At 38.8% G+C, this 15751-nt stretch carries 15 protein-coding genes; 9 read left to right on the top strand and 6 right to left on the bottom strand.

Going from position 1 to position 15751, the window contains the following annotated elements; translation table 11 throughout:
• Positions 1 to 230: 230 nt before the first annotated feature.
• Positions 231 to 2273 carry a choline transporter gene (locus tag HMPREF0693_RS02425; protein WP_004248207.1) on the bottom strand — a complete coding sequence of 681 codons (2043 nt, stop codon included), beginning with the start codon at positions 2271 to 2273 and terminating at the stop codon, positions 231 to 233.
• Positions 2274 to 2482: 209 nt separating this feature from the next.
• Here HMPREF0693_RS02425 and betI point away from each other — a divergent pair, with 209 nt between their 5' ends.
• From betI to HMPREF0693_RS02400, 5 genes are all read left to right on the top strand, one after another.
• On the top strand, positions 2483 to 3085 hold the full coding sequence (betI, locus tag HMPREF0693_RS02420; protein WP_004248206.1) for a transcriptional regulator BetI: 603 nt from the start codon (positions 2483 to 2485) through the stop codon (positions 3083 to 3085).
• Between the two features lie 24 nt (positions 3086 to 3109).
• Complete coding sequence (gene betB / locus HMPREF0693_RS02415) at positions 3110 to 4585, top strand: betaine-aldehyde dehydrogenase (RefSeq protein WP_004243216.1); 1476 nt, start codon at positions 3110 to 3112, stop codon at positions 4583 to 4585.
• 45 nt (positions 4586 to 4630) lie between these two features.
• Positions 4631 to 6298, top strand: coding sequence for a choline dehydrogenase (gene betA, locus HMPREF0693_RS02410; protein WP_004250946.1), 1668 nt, complete (start codon positions 4631 to 4633; stop codon positions 6296 to 6298).
• Positions 6299 to 6676: 378 nt separating this feature from the next.
• Positions 6677 to 7927 (top strand): cytosine permease, encoded by a 1251-nt coding sequence (codB, locus tag HMPREF0693_RS02405; RefSeq protein ID WP_004243213.1) that lies wholly within the window; start codon positions 6677 to 6679, stop codon positions 7925 to 7927.
• Entirely contained in the window at positions 7917 to 9194 is a 1278-nt protein-coding gene (locus tag HMPREF0693_RS02400) for a cytosine deaminase (RefSeq protein ID WP_004243212.1), read from the top strand. The genes codB and HMPREF0693_RS02400 overlap by 11 nt, the downstream gene beginning before the upstream one ends.
• Before the next feature lie 85 nt (positions 9195 to 9279).
• On the opposite strand, the gene HMPREF0693_RS02395 is transcribed toward HMPREF0693_RS02400, so the two are convergent.
• The 4 genes from HMPREF0693_RS02395 to HMPREF0693_RS02380 form a co-directional block, all read right to left on the bottom strand.
• Positions 9280 to 9744, bottom strand: coding sequence for an HIT family protein (locus tag HMPREF0693_RS02395; protein ID WP_004243211.1), 465 nt, complete (start codon positions 9742 to 9744; stop codon positions 9280 to 9282).
• A gap of 154 nt (positions 9745 to 9898) precedes the next feature.
• On the bottom strand, positions 9899 to 10876 hold the full coding sequence (gene hemB / locus HMPREF0693_RS02390) for a porphobilinogen synthase (RefSeq protein WP_004243210.1): 978 nt from the start codon (positions 10874 to 10876) through the stop codon (positions 9899 to 9901).
• A 215-nt stretch (positions 10877 to 11091) separates the two neighbouring features.
• On the bottom strand, positions 11092 to 11454 hold the full coding sequence (locus tag HMPREF0693_RS02385) for a hypothetical protein (RefSeq protein ID WP_004248202.1): 363 nt from the start codon (positions 11452 to 11454) through the stop codon (positions 11092 to 11094).
• 277 nt (positions 11455 to 11731) lie between these two features.
• Positions 11732 to 11953, bottom strand: coding sequence for a DUF2594 family protein (locus HMPREF0693_RS02380; protein WP_004243207.1), 222 nt, complete (start codon positions 11951 to 11953; stop codon positions 11732 to 11734).
• Positions 11954 to 12243: 290 nt separating this feature from the next.
• Between HMPREF0693_RS02380 and HMPREF0693_RS02375 the strand changes: the two genes are divergently transcribed.
• The 4 genes from HMPREF0693_RS02375 to HMPREF0693_RS02360 all read left to right on the top strand — a co-directional run bounded on the left by HMPREF0693_RS02375 (position 12244) and on the right by HMPREF0693_RS02360 (position 14667).
• Positions 12244 to 13134 carry an NAD(P)H-hydrate dehydratase gene (locus HMPREF0693_RS02375; protein WP_004243206.1) on the top strand — a complete coding sequence of 297 codons (891 nt, stop codon included), beginning with the start codon at positions 12244 to 12246 and terminating at the stop codon, positions 13132 to 13134.
• 146 nt (positions 13135 to 13280) lie between these two features.
• Positions 13281 to 13709, top strand: a complete 429-nt coding sequence (locus HMPREF0693_RS02370; protein ID WP_004243205.1) for a universal stress protein — start codon at positions 13281 to 13283, stop codon at positions 13707 to 13709.
• Between the two features lie 115 nt (positions 13710 to 13824).
• Positions 13825 to 14163, top strand: a complete 339-nt coding sequence (locus HMPREF0693_RS02365) for a hypothetical protein (protein ID WP_004243204.1) — start codon at positions 13825 to 13827, stop codon at positions 14161 to 14163.
• 66 nt (positions 14164 to 14229) lie between these two features.
• On the top strand, positions 14230 to 14667 hold the full coding sequence (locus HMPREF0693_RS02360; RefSeq protein ID WP_004243203.1) for a universal stress protein: 438 nt from the start codon (positions 14230 to 14232) through the stop codon (positions 14665 to 14667).
• Positions 14668 to 14847: 180 nt separating this feature from the next.
• Here the strand turns inward: HMPREF0693_RS02360 and HMPREF0693_RS02355 are convergent, their stop codons facing one another.
• The gene (locus HMPREF0693_RS02355; RefSeq protein ID WP_248694447.1) at positions 14848 to 15465 is read right to left on the bottom strand and encodes a YidX family protein; all 618 of its coding nucleotides are present in this window, start codon (positions 15463 to 15465) and stop codon (positions 14848 to 14850) included.
• Positions 15466 to 15751: the final 286 nt, after the last annotated feature.

The following is a 15751-nucleotide window of genomic DNA, read 5'->3' as shown; positions in this document are numbered from 1 at the left end:
TTTTTATTGTTTATGTAGATTACTAAAAAAACACAATAAGTAAATAAATATGTTTTAATTTTGATTATTTATTCACTACTAAGTCAGTTTTTAGGAATTAGCTTAAGCATGTCAACATGAAATAAAGTCAGAAAATAGCGATGTATTGCATAAGGTGTGTGGTGCAGGCTAATAAAAAAGGGAACCGATAAAACGGGTTCCCTTGAGAGATAATATAGCTCAGTCGCTAATTAATTTGATTCTGGAAATGTTAATGTTGCACCGGGCGCTTCACGACTTAAGTGAATAAAGTTTAAGTGTTTTTCATATTGGTCGAGAATATCACTGATCACTTGCTCCTTGGTGTAGTCCATTAAATCGTTACCCTGTGAACCTTCCCATAAATAGGTTTCTAGCCGGTAATAATGGGATTTTCCTCGACGAGCACGATAAGTAAATGCAGGTACTGAGTATTTTTGTGGCCATATTTGATAAATAAAATGCTGCTCTTGGCCTAAATCAACCACTAATTCTAAATGGTTTAAACGAGGCTCTTCTTCCAGCGGGTAAAGATTAAACGAGACATTTGCACCACGTAATGACAGCTCATTAGCCACATCTTGCATCGCTGGGGTACAAACTAAATCTAACATCCGTTGGGTATAGGTAGTACCTGGAAAATTCATCACACGACCTAGACGCTGTTTCCAGTTCATGGTGGTGTTACCATAAAGAGGTGCTGGCGCATTGGTGTTTAATGAACTGACGCGTCTAAAATCTTCTACTTTTAATGACTTATATAGTCCTGCCATAATAAAGAAAATAACAAAGCTAAAAGGTAATCCCATAATAACCGTGGTATTTTGCAAAGCAGAAACCCCGTCTGCCATTAACATACCTAATGTTAATAGACCAATAGCGATAGACCAGAATATGCGCAGCCAATTTGGGGCATCATTATTTATATCACTCAGTTGAGAAGTGAAATTACCTAAAACTAATGAACCGGAGTCTGCCGAGGTTACATAGAAAAGTAATCCTGTAATAGTCGCTACGGAAGCGGTTAAACCAAATCCCGGATAGAGTTCAAGTAGAGAATAAAAGCCTTTTTCTGGTGAGGCTAATACTGTTTCAGCAAAGGTTTGATTACCGTGGATCACTTCATAAAGTGCACTATTACCAAAGATAGACAACCATAATAGCGTGAATACAAAAGGGATGATCAAGGTGCCTATAACGAATTGACGGATAGTTCTCCCCCTTGAGATACGTGCTAAAAATAAGCCTACAAAAGGTGACCAAGCAACCCACCAAGCCCAGAAGAAAAGTGTCCAGCTATTCATCCAATCCGTCGGTCTATCAAAAGCAAAGCTATTTAGTGTCATTCCTAAGAATCGATTTACATAATCACCGACATTAAGTACTAACGCATTTAATAAAAATTCAGTATCACCAGCAAATAGGATAAATAAAATTAACCCTAAAGCGAGTAATACATTTAATTCTGAAAGAATACGTATGCCTTTATTGACGCCTGATGTGGCTGAGATCACCGCCATAATTACGGAAAGTAGAATTAAACCACCTTGTACACCTAACCCTTGCGGTAAATCGAAGAGAACTTTCAACCCATAATTAAGTTGTACTACGCCAATACCTAAGGTGGTGGCAATACCAAAAATAGTACCCAATACGGCAGCAATATCGACCGTATGACCGATGGGGCCATAAATACGATTACCAAAGATAGGATAAAGTGCAGAGCGGATGGTCAAGGGTAAATTATAGCGATAACTAAAATACCCGAGTGCAATACCAATCAGTGCATACATAGACCAGCCCGTCAGGCCATAGTGGAATAATGTCCACACCATCGACTGACGGGCTGCTTCTATTGTTTCACCTTCGCCAGTAGGCGGTAGCATATATTGGGTAATAGGCTCAGCGACTGAGAAAAACATTAAGTCAATCCCGATCCCCGCGGCAAACAACATAGCAGACCAGCTTAATACACTAAATTCAGGCTTTGACTGTTCTGGGCCTAATTTAATATTACCAAAGCGAGATGTGGCAACGAAAATAACGAAAACAATGTACAAAGTTGCCGCTAATAAATAGTACCAACCAAAGGTTTTTGATACCCAACCTAGTGTTTTAATGATCCACGCATTGGCGGTATCTGTCATTAAAATAGTGAAAAAAGAGAACGCTAGAATCAGCGTTGCGGAAGCGAAAAAAACAACAGAATTGAGCTTGTCTTTCTGTGGTTTTTTTGAGCTATTAAGAGTTGTCATCAGAAATTCCAAAAATTTATTCATCTAAAAGTTAAAAGTTGCATTCTTTGCTAATCAATTGATTTATATGCAAAGATTCAAATTTTCACGATCTGCTCCTTATGTCATTTGTGAATTAATTGTGATAAACAATAGTTAATATTGATTGAATGTTCAATTAAAAAAACGTTTAATAAAAGTGTTCAATGTATTTTTTAGGTCTTGAAAACATGCCGAAGATAGGGATGCAGTCGATACGTAAACAGCAATTAATTCAGGCGACATTAGCGGTGATTAATGAGGTCGGAATGCAAGATGCCAGCATTGCATTAATTGCACGAAAGGCCGGGGTATCTAATGGCATTATAAGCCACTACTTCCGTGATAAAAATGGTTTATTGGAAGCGGCAATGCGCCATATCCAATATCAGTTAGGTTTTGCCGTCGCAATGCGATTACGTATTTTAAGCGATGCTGAGCCTAAATTGCGTATTCAAGCCATTGTCGATGGTAACTTTGATACGTCACAAACCAGTGAAACCGCAATGAAAACTTGGCTGGCTTTTTGGGCAAGTAGCATGCATCAGCCTAATTTGCATCGTTTACAAAAGGTTAATGATAGACGTTTGTACTCTAATCTCTGTTATGAATTTGGACGTGCGTTAACAAAAGATAAAGCACGCTTAGCCGCCAAAGGCTTAGCCGCTTTAATCGATGGTTTATGGCTACGTAGTGCCCTTAGCGAGGAGCCATTTTCGTTAGCAGAAGCAAAAAAAATTACTGATGAGTATATCGATATGCAACTTAATCTTTGCCAGGATAAACAGACTTAACTTACTCACTATAAAGGAGAAAATATGCAAAACCCACCGTTACACAAGCTTTATATTCATGGTGGATATGTTGATTGCGCACAACCTGAATGTGAACAATTTGCCGCAATTAATCCTGCTACAGGTGAGGTGATTGCACATTTACAATCAGCCTGTGAAGAAGATATTAATTGGGCGGTAGAAAGTGCAAAGCAAGGACAAAAAATATGGGCTGCTATGCCTGCGATGGCGCGCTCCCGTATTCTTCGACGTGCCGTGGATATTTTACGTGAACGTAATGATGAGTTAGCGCATTTAGAAACGTTAGACACCGGTAAACCCCTGTCTGAAACACGTTATGTCGATATTGTCACCGGTGCTGATGTATTGGAATACTATGCGGGTCTTATTCCTGCCCTAGAAGGGGAGCAGATCCCACTACGTGACAGCGCTTTTGTTTACACCCGTCGTGAGCCATTAGGTGTTGTTGCCGGCATTGGTGCATGGAATTATCCAATTCAAATTGCGTTATGGAAATCAGCACCTGCATTAGCAGCAGGTAATGCGATGATTTTTAAACCGAGTGAAATGACATCATTAACGGCATTAAAATTGGCTGAAATATATACCGAAGCGGGCTTGCCTCAAGGGGTATTTAATGTGGTAACGGGTGATGCCACTGTAGGGCAATGGCTAACGCAGCACCCTGATATCGCTAAAGTCTCATTTACGGGGGGGATCGATACTGGGAAAAAAGTGATGGCGAGCGCTTCTTCATCAAGCTTAAAAGATGTCACTATGGAGCTAGGTGGTAAGTCACCGTTAATTATTTTTGATGATGCCGATCTTGATACCGCAGCTGATATCGCCATGATGGCTAATTTCTATAGTTCAGGACAAGTATGTACCAATGGAACACGCGTATTTGTGCCAGAAAAGTTAAAACAAGCTTTTGAAGCTAAAATCATTGAGCGTGTCTCTCGTATTCGCGTTGGTTCACCACTGGAAATGGATACCAACTTTGGACCATTAGTCAGCTTCCCTCATCTTGAAAAAGTTTTAAGCTATATCGAGTTAGGTAAAGCTCAAGGTGCAAAACTACTTTGTGGTGGTGAACGTTTATTCGCTGGTGCATTGGCGAAAGGGGCTTATGTGGCGCCAACGGTATTTACCGATTGTACTGATGATATGAAAATCACGCAGGACGAAATCTTCGGCCCTGTAATGAGCATTTTAAGTTATCAAACAGAAGATGAAGTTATTTTACGCGCCAATAATAGTGTCTATGGATTAGCCGCAGGCTTGGTGACTCGAGATCTGACAACGGCACATCGCGTTATACATCAATTAGAAGCCGGAATTTGCTGGATCAATACTTGGGGTGAATCTGCAGCAGAAATGCCTGTTGGTGGTTATAAACATTCCGGTGTTGGCCGTGAAAATGGGCTTGTCACACTACAAAATTACACTCAAATCAAATCTATTCAAGTTGAACTTGGGGAGTTTTCATCCGTTTTTTAATCCATTCTATTTTTAATTTTAATGACTGAAACAGAGGAGATAACAATGGTCTATGACTACATTATTATCGGTGCTGGTTCAGCCGGTAACGTTCTTGCTACCCGCTTGACAGAAGATCCTGATGTTACTGTGCTGCTCCTTGAAGCTGGAGGACCGGACTACAGGTTCGATTTTCGCACACAAATGCCAGCAGCATTAGCTTATCCGTTACAGGGTAGACGCTATAATTGGGCTTATGAAACAGAGCCTGAGCCACATATGAATAACCGCCGCATGGAGTGCGGTCGAGGTAAAGGATTAGGAGGATCATCACTCATTAATGGTATGTGTTACATTCGTGGTAACGCGATGGATTTTGATGAGTGGGCCAAATTACCCGGCCTTGAAGATTGGAATTATTTAAATTGCTTACCCTATTTTCGTAAAGCAGAAACCCGAGATATTGGGGCTAATGATTATCATGGTGATAGTGGGCCTGTTAGTGTGACTACACCGAAAAAGGGGAATAATGTTTTATTCCATGCGATGGTCGAAGCCGGTGTACAAGCTGGATATCCTAGAACTGATGATCTCAATGGTTATCAGCAAGAAGGATTTGGCCCTATGGATAGAACGGTAACCCCCCATGGGCGTCGAGCCAGTACGGCACGGGGTTATCTTGACCAAGCTAAATCGCGCAAAAACTTAACTATTGAGACACATGCTACAACCGATATTATTGAATTTGAGGGTAAAAAAGCAAGTGGTGTGCGCTATTTTAAAGGAACGAATACCACGCCACAGCATGTGAAAGCACGTAAAGAAATACTGCTTTGTGCCGGGGCGATTGCATCACCACAAATCTTACAACGCTCAGGTGTCGGCCCTGAAGATGTTCTCAACGAGTTTGATATTTCGCCAGTACATGTTTTACCGGGCGTGGGGCAGAATTTGCAAGATCATCTAGAGATGTATCTGCAATATGAATGCAAACAACCCGTTTCACTTTATCCAGCGTTAAAATGGTATAACCAACCTAAAATTGGTGCCGAGTGGTTATTTAAAGGAACGGGTATTGGGGCGAGCAATCAATTTGAAGCAGGGGGTTTTATTCGCTCAAGTGAAAAGTTTGCTTGGCCAAATATTCAGTTTCACTTTTTACCAGTGGCGATTAATTATAATGGCAGTAATGCAGTGGAAGTGCATGGTTTTCAAGCTCATGTGGGGTCGATGCGTTCACCCAGTCGCGGACGTATAAAAATAACCTCACGAGATCCACATCAGCATCCAAGCATCTTGTTTAATTACATGTCAACAGAGCAAGATTGGCAAGAGTTTAGGGCTGCTATTCGTATCACGAGAGAAATTATGGCGCAACCTGCATTAGATCCCTATCGCGGTGAAGAAATTAGTCCGGGGAAAGATATTCAAACGGATGAACAGCTGGATGCTTTTGTACGTGAACGGGCAGAAACAGCATTTCACCCTTGTGGTAGTTGTAAAATGGGAAATGATGAAATGGCCGTCGTAGATGGTGCCGGACGCGTTCATGGTATAGAAAGCTTAAGAGTTATTGATGCTTCCATTATGCCCAATATAATTACTGGCAATTTAAATGCGACAACCATTATGATTGCTGAAAAAATGGCAGACAAAATTAAAGGCATTAAACCATTGCCAGCAAGCCAAGCAGATTACTATGTTGCTGGACATTCACCTGCCAGAAGAAATTAATTAACTTATCAAAACAATAGTCAAGAGGAATGAAAATTCCTCTTTTTTGTGACTGAAAGTAAAGCTTCTTTTTTCGTTATTATTTTATTTTTTATTAAATATTATTTATGTATTTTTTCATAATTAAATGATTATGAACTTTCCATTGTTATCATAAATATTTCTAAAGCAATCTCCTTTTTACAATCATTTTAAATAAGTCGAGTGACTCAAGTAAAACAACCATAACATCAGGATTGATGTGAGATATATCAATTTTTTTTCTATCACCGATCCCATTAATTATCATAAACAGAGTACGAAAACGTTTGCATAAAATTTTTATGCCGATAGAATGCGTCAGATTTTTTGGCCTGGTGAAATGAATAGGGGGTTAAAGTGTCTCAGGACAACAATTATAGTCAGGGCCCGGTGCCCATATCCGCAAGAAAGGGTGGATTAGCGTTAACCTTTGTGATGTTGGGATTAACGTTTTTTTCAGCCAGTATGTGGACTGGCGGCGCTCTTGGTACTGGTCTCTCCTTTAATGATTTCTTCCTCGCAGTTCTTGTCGGTAATCTTCTCCTTGGTATTTACACCGCATTTCTTGGTTTTATTGGTTCTAAAACAGGTCTCACCACTCATCTTCTTGCTCGTTACTCTTTTGGTATTAAAGGCTCTTGGCTTCCCTCATTTTTACTCGGTGGTACACAAGTCGGTTGGTTTGGTGTCGGTGTTGCGATGTTTGCTATTCCCGTTGGTAAAGCCACGGGGATTGATATTAATCTCCTGATTGCAATATCAGGAATTTTAATGACTATCACCGTGTTTTTTGGTATCTCTGCATTAACTATCCTCTCCATTATTGCGGTTCCTGCTATTGCTATCCTAGGAAGTTACTCGGTATATCTTGCGGTACATGATATGGGAGGGCTTAATACACTAATGGCAGTGAAGCCTGCCGAACAACTCGATTTTAATTTAGCCCTTGCCATGGTGGTAGGCTCTTTTATCAGTGCCGGTACATTAACGGCGGATTTTGTTCGTTTTGGACGTAACCCTAAAATTGCCGTGATTGTCGCTATTGTGGCTTTTTTCTTAGGAAATACTTTGATGTTTGTCTTTGGTGCTGCGGGAGCGGCATCATTAGGCATGGCGGATATTTCCGATGTGATGATAGCGCAAGGTTTATTACTGCCGGCGATCATTGTATTAGGTTTAAATATCTGGACGACCAATGATAATGCGTTATATGCATCAGGGTTAGGTTTTGCCAATATCACAGGGTTATCCAGTAAAAAATTATCTGTGGTTAATGGCATTATCGGCACATTGTGTGCGCTATGGCTTTATAATAATTTTGTTGGTTGGTTAACCTTTCTATCCGCGGCGATCCCTCCTGTAGGTGGCGTTATTATTGCAGATTATCTGATGAATAGAGCGCGGTATAATCAATTCAACGCTGACAAGATGCAAAATGTGAACTGGGTAGCCTTACTTGCTGTGGCTATCGGTATTGCTGCCGGTCACTGGTTACCAGGGATCGTACCTGTTAATGCCGTATTAGGTGGCGCAATCAGTTTCGCGGTATTAAATCCAATATTAAATCGTCGTACAGCTCGACAAGCGGAGATAAGTCATGCTGGGTAAAAATATAGAACAAATTAATCATGCTCGTTTAGCTGGAAAAGAAGGTTTATGGCGCATTACAGTTAAAAATAACCAGATTGCAGCCATTGAGCCACAACCGCAAAGCGATTTTCATCCCCAAGGGTTAGATGCACAAGGTGGATTGGTTCACGCTCCTTTTGTTGAACCTCATATACATTTAGACACCACGCAGACAGCAGGGCAGCCAAACTGGAATCAATCTGGAACCTTATTTGAAGGTATTGAGCGTTGGGCAGAAAGAAAAGCATTACTCACCCATGATGATGTTAAACAACGGGCGTGGCAAACATTACAATGGCAAATCGCCAATGGTATTCAGCATGTAAGAACCCATGTTGATGTTTCTGATGCATCGTTAACGGCTTTAAAAGCCATGTTAGAAGTCAAACAAGAAGTCAAACCTTGGGTTGATTTACAAATTGTGGCATTTCCCCAAGAAGGGATATTATCTTACCCTAATGGCGAAGCATTATTAGAAGAGGCCTTGAAATTAGGTGCGGATGTTGTGGGGGCAATCCCGCACTTTGAATTTACCCGTGAGTATGGCGTGGAGTCACTACATAAAACCTTCGCATTAGCGCTGAAATACGATCGACTTATTGATGTGCATTGTGATGAAATTGATGATGAACAATCGCGTTTTGTTGAAACCGTTGCTGCATTAGCACATAAAGAAAATATCGGCTCACGGGTGACAGCAAGTCATACAACCGCTATGCACTCTTATAATGGCGCTTATACTTCGCGTTTATTTCGTTTATTAAAAATGTCAGGCATTAATTTTGTAGCCAATCCATTAGTGAATATCCATTTGCAAGGGCGTTTTGATAGTTATCCAAAACGTCGGGGGATCACCCGTGTCAAAGAGATGTTAGCGAGTGGTATTAATGTTTGCTTTGGTCATGACGATGTCTTTGATCCATGGTATCCATTAGGTACAGCAAATATGCTACAAGTGCTGCATATGGGGTTACATGTTTGTCAGTTAATGGGCTATGGGCAAATTGATAATGGATTACAACTTATCAGTCATAATAGTGCAAAAACATTGGCATTAACGGATTATGGTGTGGAAGTCGGTAATAGTGCTAACTTTATTATTCTTCCTGCTGAAAATGGTTTTGATGCTTTACGTCGCCAAGTCCCTGTACGTTACTCTATTCGTCACGGTAAAGTGATTGCACAAACTGAGCCGGCTAAGACAGAAATTATGTTAGCTAAGCCAACGCCAATTACGTATAAATAAAGAATAATTGTGCAATATTAACTAATAACGGATAAGTAATAAATGCTTATCCGTTATTGCTATTAGTTTATTATGGCTGGATCAATTACTGACTATTTTGGCGAATAAGCGCAGCTAATTGCGCTAATTCCTCATCATTTGCGCGCTCAAAATCATGAGATGAAAGGTAGCCAGGGTAGTTATCAAAGAAAACCTTTTGTTTGTTTTCAATGGGCGCCCATTTTGTCATATCACCCGTACCGTGCATTGGGCTGAGTTTGCTATGAACATGATCAACGCCAAAACCTTCAAAAAACATCCCCGTGCGTGACACATCTGGGAATGTTTTATCTAGGATTTTTGCCACTTTTTTAGTGGCAATGATCAATAACGCTAAGGCTTCATCGCTTAAATCAAAAGCATAACTTGGATAGTGTTTTTTCGGAATAACAACCGTAAAACCCTTGGTATTAGGGAAGATTGAAAGAAACGCAAGATGATGTTCATCCTCCCAAATTTTATGGCAAGGTGCTTTTCCCGCTACAATTTGACAGAAAATACAGTTATCCATAGTCGCCTCATAATATAGGGTGAAAAATACTTCAAATTATCGTTATAACTTGAAGTATTTAGCGTATCTAACCGCCATGTTTTTAGTGGTGGGGTTAGTCATATACTGAAGATTCTTAGTGATCTATTCACGTGTCATCTAGATACAAGGGTGATTAAAGTAGATTTCTTTCTGCTAAATCAAGCGCAAAGTAAGAGAGAATTAAATCAGCACCTGCGCGTTTAATGGAGCCTAGTGTTTCCATTACCACGCGATCTTCATCGATAGCACCCGCTAATGCAGCAAATTTGATTTGCGCATACTCCCCACTAATTTGGTAGGCTGCTAACGGTAATAGTGTACGTTCACGAACATCACGAATAATATCTAAATAAGCACCAGCAGGCTTAACCATTAACATATCCGCACCTTCTTGCTCATCAATCAATGATTCGCGGATAGCTTCCCGACGATTCATCGGATTCATTTGATATGTTTTACGATCACCAATTAAGCGAGAGCCAGCAGCATCACGGAATGGACCATATAATGCAGAGGCAAATTTAGTTGAGTAGGAAACAATACCGGTATCGGTAAATCCTGCTTTATCTAAGGCAGCACGAATAGCGGCAACTTGACCATCCATTGCGGCAGAGGGAGCAATAAAATCAGCACCAGCTTGTGCGGCGGCAACCGCCTGTAGACCTAAATTATGGATAGTTTCATCATTATCGACATGTTCACCATGTAAAACGCCACAGTGCCCATGTGAAGTATATTCACAGAAACAAGTATCTGACATAACAATCATTTCTGGTACAGCATCTTTACAAATACGAGACATGCGAGAAACTAGACCGTCGCTTTTCCAAGCATCGCTACCTGTTTCATCAAGATGGTGTGAGACACCAAAGGTCATGACCGTTTTGATACCCGCTTTAGCGATACGCTCAATTTCATAAGCAAGGCGTTTTTCAGGAATACGTACCACACCTGGCATACTTTTGATCGGCTGATAATCCTCTAAGCCTTCTTCAACGAAAATAGGTAGGGCTAGATCATTTTTGCTGAGTGTCGTTTCTTGAAACAGCGCGCGCAGGTTCTCTGACTGGCGTAGTCTTCTTAATCGCTGGATGGATTGTTCGTTGCTCACAATATCTCCTTGTTATGGCCAGTTCTAATGATTATTTACTAAAGTATTATAAACCTTAATCGCAATAGATGGATACTATCATGCACAATAAATAGCGGCAGGGAAAAGTTAGCAGGGTTAAACGTAAGAAATGAAATAGGGGGATTAATAAAAAAAGAGCAGGATTATTTCTGCTCCTTGGACTCTGCGCTTAATCATTTAAGGCAGTCAATGGATTATTTTTTCTGCTCTTGTAAAACAGAATCCATTTGAATTTTACATGCCGCAACAATTTGCGTTAAGCCTTCTTGGAACTCTTCACGTGAACCAATTTCTGCTTTTGCATCACGTAAAGATTTAACAACTTCAACGGTGCCATTAGAAAAATCAGCTTCCGTTGCATCTAGTTTTGCAAAATCAAAGTTTTGAGATTTCAATGTTGCTAATGCGTCTTTGGCGATTTTCTCAGGCGCTTCATTAGTATCATAAGCTTTTACTGAGATATCTTTGAATGTATTGCAATAATCTTCAGCCATTTTACTTGGGTTAGCAAATGCAACAGCAGGAAGTAAAAGCAGGGATAACAGAAGTGGTTTCATTATAAGCCTCATGGTTTATTTTGGTGCGTACACTGTAAGTGTAACATATAAACCCATATAGCGTTAAATCAGAATAGGATTAACATTAGTTATTTATTACAGATAAAAAAATCCCCTCTATAACAATAGAGGGGCAGTTAAATGAATAAAGAATGGTTTATTTCGGAATTAAGTATATAGACTTTTCAGATTTACTTTTTGCTTATTTGTGCAGCACAAAAAGAAGCGACAATAAATTAAAATCATGCGCAATTGCACTTTGATGACGTCAATATCATTATTGACGATAAGCTGTTTTAATTTGGTTTAATGTGTTGCGGAAGGTTTCTGCTTGTTGTTCATCAGCAACTTCGGAAATAGCTCGCTCAATATTTAAGATAACGCGTCCAGCATCTGCTTGACCTAATGCTTTTAACATATAAGTCATAAGCGTTTTTAGGCATGCAACTTCTTGCGCTAATGTTTCAACATCTGCTTGTGTTTTAAACTTCTCATTCATGGTGAATTTCCCTTTATATCGTTTGTTTATTAACCTAAAAATAATGCCTAGTAACAGAATAACATTGTATTCATCTGGTATGAATAGCTTTTCTTATCGCCCATAAAAGAAATAAATGAATAAAACGAATAAACAAATAGTAGATAAGAAATCATTTCCGCTAGCACACTCTTATTATGATTATGTCATCGATATCACGCTATACTTTAAATTAGCCATTACCGTTTAATGCGGTTTGATATAAAAATAAACACTCAGCAATAAAAGGTGAGGAATATGAGGAATAATAGATGAACAGAGAGCAACTATTACAAGCAATATCTCACTATCCTGCACTCGCTCAGCGAAATATGGGAAATACACATAAAGGCACTTTTGGTACATTAGCCATTATCGGCAGCTCAGAAGGCATGAGTGGTGCGATTGTTTTGGCGGGAAAAAGTGCGCTTAAAGCAGGGTGTGGTAAAGTCTTTTTGGGCTTTGCACAACCACAATTGCCACTGCCTTTTATTGATAGTGCACCCGAACTGATGCTACAAACAGCCATAACATTATTAGAGCAACCACAAATATCAGCATGGGCGATTGGCTGCGGTTTAGGGCTCTCCTCTGATTCGGAACAATTGCTGACTACAGTACTAGCACAACGTAACGAGAAAATACCTTATGTTTTTGATGCCGATGCGCTGGTGTTATTGGCTCAATTAAACTTATCGCATATTAACACTAAGTTAACCGCTAATTGTGTATTAACACCCCATCCGAAAGAGGCCGCAACTTTACTTCATTGTGATGTTGCTGATATTCAAAATAACCGTCAACAAGCTGCAATAGAAATTACACGCCAATATCATTGCTGGGCCATAGTGAAAGGACAAGGAACGGTGATTGCTTCACCTCAAGGAGATATCACAGTAAATACAACAGGGAACAGTGGATTATCGACAGCAGGGAGCGGTGATGTATTAACCGGTGTCATGGCAAGTTTTTTAGCACAAGGTATGCCAATCGCAGAGGCTGTGCCGAGTGCCGTATGGATACATGGTATTGCCGCAGACCAATTAATAAAACAAGGAATAGGGCCAATAGGATTAACCGCATCAGAGCTTATTGATACCATCCGTGCGGTTCGCAACCAAATGTGGGCAACCCACCAACAGCACAGCACTGATTTATTTTAACTGAGTAGTTTATTTTTTGTAGTAACTCATTAATACTTAAAGCCGATTGATAATTGATATTAGGTTGGTTTTAGTTAATTGACTCACAGTAATCTTGAGGTTATTGCGATACTATTAAGGCAAATGGAGAGTTGAGAGGAGTTATTATGTATAAAACAATTTTAGTGCCTATCGATATTGTAGAAGAAGAGTTAACCAGTAAAGCAGTACGCCATGCTGTTTATTTAGCCAAAGAAACAGGAGCTAATTTACATCTTATCCATGTGCTTCCTATCTCTTCAGCCATTATTAATGCTTATTCACTGGGTTATCCCGAAATTAAAGACAAAGCGACAGTAAAAGCCGAAAATGATATGCAAATGTTGGTGGATTCGGTGGATCTGCCTGCTGAAAAAGTGGCTTACACTGTCACTTTTGGCTCTCCCCGTGATGAAATTTTAACGACAGCAAAAGATATTCAAGCAGATTTAATTGTTATCGGCTCTCGCAGACCCAACATTAGCACACATTTATTAGGCTCTACGGCCGCAGGCGTTGTTCGTTATGCAGATATTTCTGTGTTAGTGGTTCGTTAATTGACACATGCTAATAGGTTATGAGGTTTCATAACCTATTTTTTCTCTTTTAAATTATCTATTTTACCATTATTAAATTATTTTCATTGGGTTGCGCATTAATAGAGTCAATGGGATGGAAAAATTTACACAAGAACTTTTAAGGCTCGACCATTTTATTCTACGTATTCTACGCTACTATATAATAGGTACTGTATTCTTTTTTTTAGGATTATTACCGGGCGTGCTAGGGTTCTATTTTATTGAAGGACATACTTTTATGGAGTCCTCATTAAACGCAATATCAATGTTAAGTGGTCAACCGGTAGAGCCTGCGCCTGCAACACCAACAGGGCGTTTTTTTATTGCGATTTATGGTTTGTTTCTTCAGTGTGTTTTTATTTTATCGATTGGATTAGTGGTGACCCCTTTTATTCATCGACAATTACATAAATGGCATCTTGAAGAGGATTAGCAATCATACTGTTGGTTGAAAAAATCAAAATAACAAACAGACGATAATTAATAATGAGGAGTTGCTATGTATAAGACAATTCTAGTGCCCGTGGATATTTCAGAAGATGAATTAACCGAAAAGGCTTTACAACACGCTGTTTATATTGCAAAGCTTGAAGGGGCTAAGATCCATTTGTTTCATGCTATTCCTGATGTTTCACGTTTTTCAATTAGTTATAGCTACCATTATGATATGTTAAGCTCTTTTGCTAATAAAGCGATTGAACGAGTTCAAGAACAACTGCAAGAATTAGCTAATTCTGTAGATTTACCTAAAGAGCAAGTTGATTTCTCTGCCGCATTTGGCTCAGCAAGAGATAAAGTGTTAGAGCTGGCAGAAAAAATTAAAGCGGATTTAATTGTTGTTGGCTCTCGTCGTCCTAGCATTTCAACTCATTTATTAGGCTCTAATGCATCAGGAATTGTGGCTTACGCCAAACAATCTGTGTTGGTTGTGCGTTAATCCTATAAGCGATGAAATAGGCTAACATCATAGTATAATATGGTATAAAAGGAGATAGAGGTAACGCTATCTCCTTATTAATCAAACTAGAATATTTAGTGTTTGATAATCAATTATTTTATCGAGACTACTTGCTTAGTATTGGGATCATCAGCAATTGTAAAGGAGATGTGACTATATCTAGCGCCAAAGTAACGGGTAATAATATTCTTGGTGTGCTGGCACCAATAAGATTTTCTTTGTATTGGTAGAATTCAACATTAAAGGGATGGTTAAAAGGTAGTAAATACTCATTTTTTGTTCTTTATTTTTTTGATGAACTGTTCCAAGTAAATTATCTATTTTTAGTGAACAGGTGTTTATATCTTTTTTACATATAAAACCGTAAGTTAGTGCTGCTTCTTTATCGGTTTGAGTTATCCAGTTATAATTTATTTTAATTTTCCCATTAAATTGCTTCTTTTGATTATCAATAATAAATTCAACTGGATTTTCTACGCTCAATTTATCATGGTGGATAAGAGGATCTCTTAAAATATTTACTGCGTTATCTCCACCTCTTATTAATAAATAATCAAAATGATCACCAATAAATACCCACCCACTAGTACCGTTACTATCTTTTGCTAGAGAGAGTGCGGTAATTGAATCGCCTTTCCAATGAGAACGATGATAGCCATTATCATTTTTAGTTGATAACATTAACCCGAATGAAAAACAGCCTGATAATAAAAAGAAAATAGGAAAAATAACTATTGATAATAAGACAGCGGACTTTGTTCTCAAAAAACTTACCATATTAATTTTCTCTTAGTTATAAATTAATGAATTCTGTCATGATAATCTTTAAATGACTTCAAATATATTTTCAAATTTATAAAGTGGTCATTTTATGAATAGCTTATTTATTAAAAATAAAATAATTATAAAGAATATATAAAATAATTATAGTGTTTTATATATTAAAAGAATAAATATAATATAAGTCGATAGAAATTTATTGCTGACAAAAATTGTCTATTAATGCGATCAGTGCACTAATAAAGAGCCTTTTTATTGAATGTAAATGATAATTATTCTAATA

The sequence above is a fragment of the Proteus mirabilis ATCC 29906 genome, from assembly GCF_000160755.1.
Lineage (GTDB): Bacteria > Pseudomonadota > Gammaproteobacteria > Enterobacterales > Enterobacteriaceae > Proteus > Proteus mirabilis.
This window is presented reverse-complemented; position numbering and strand designations above follow the sequence as displayed.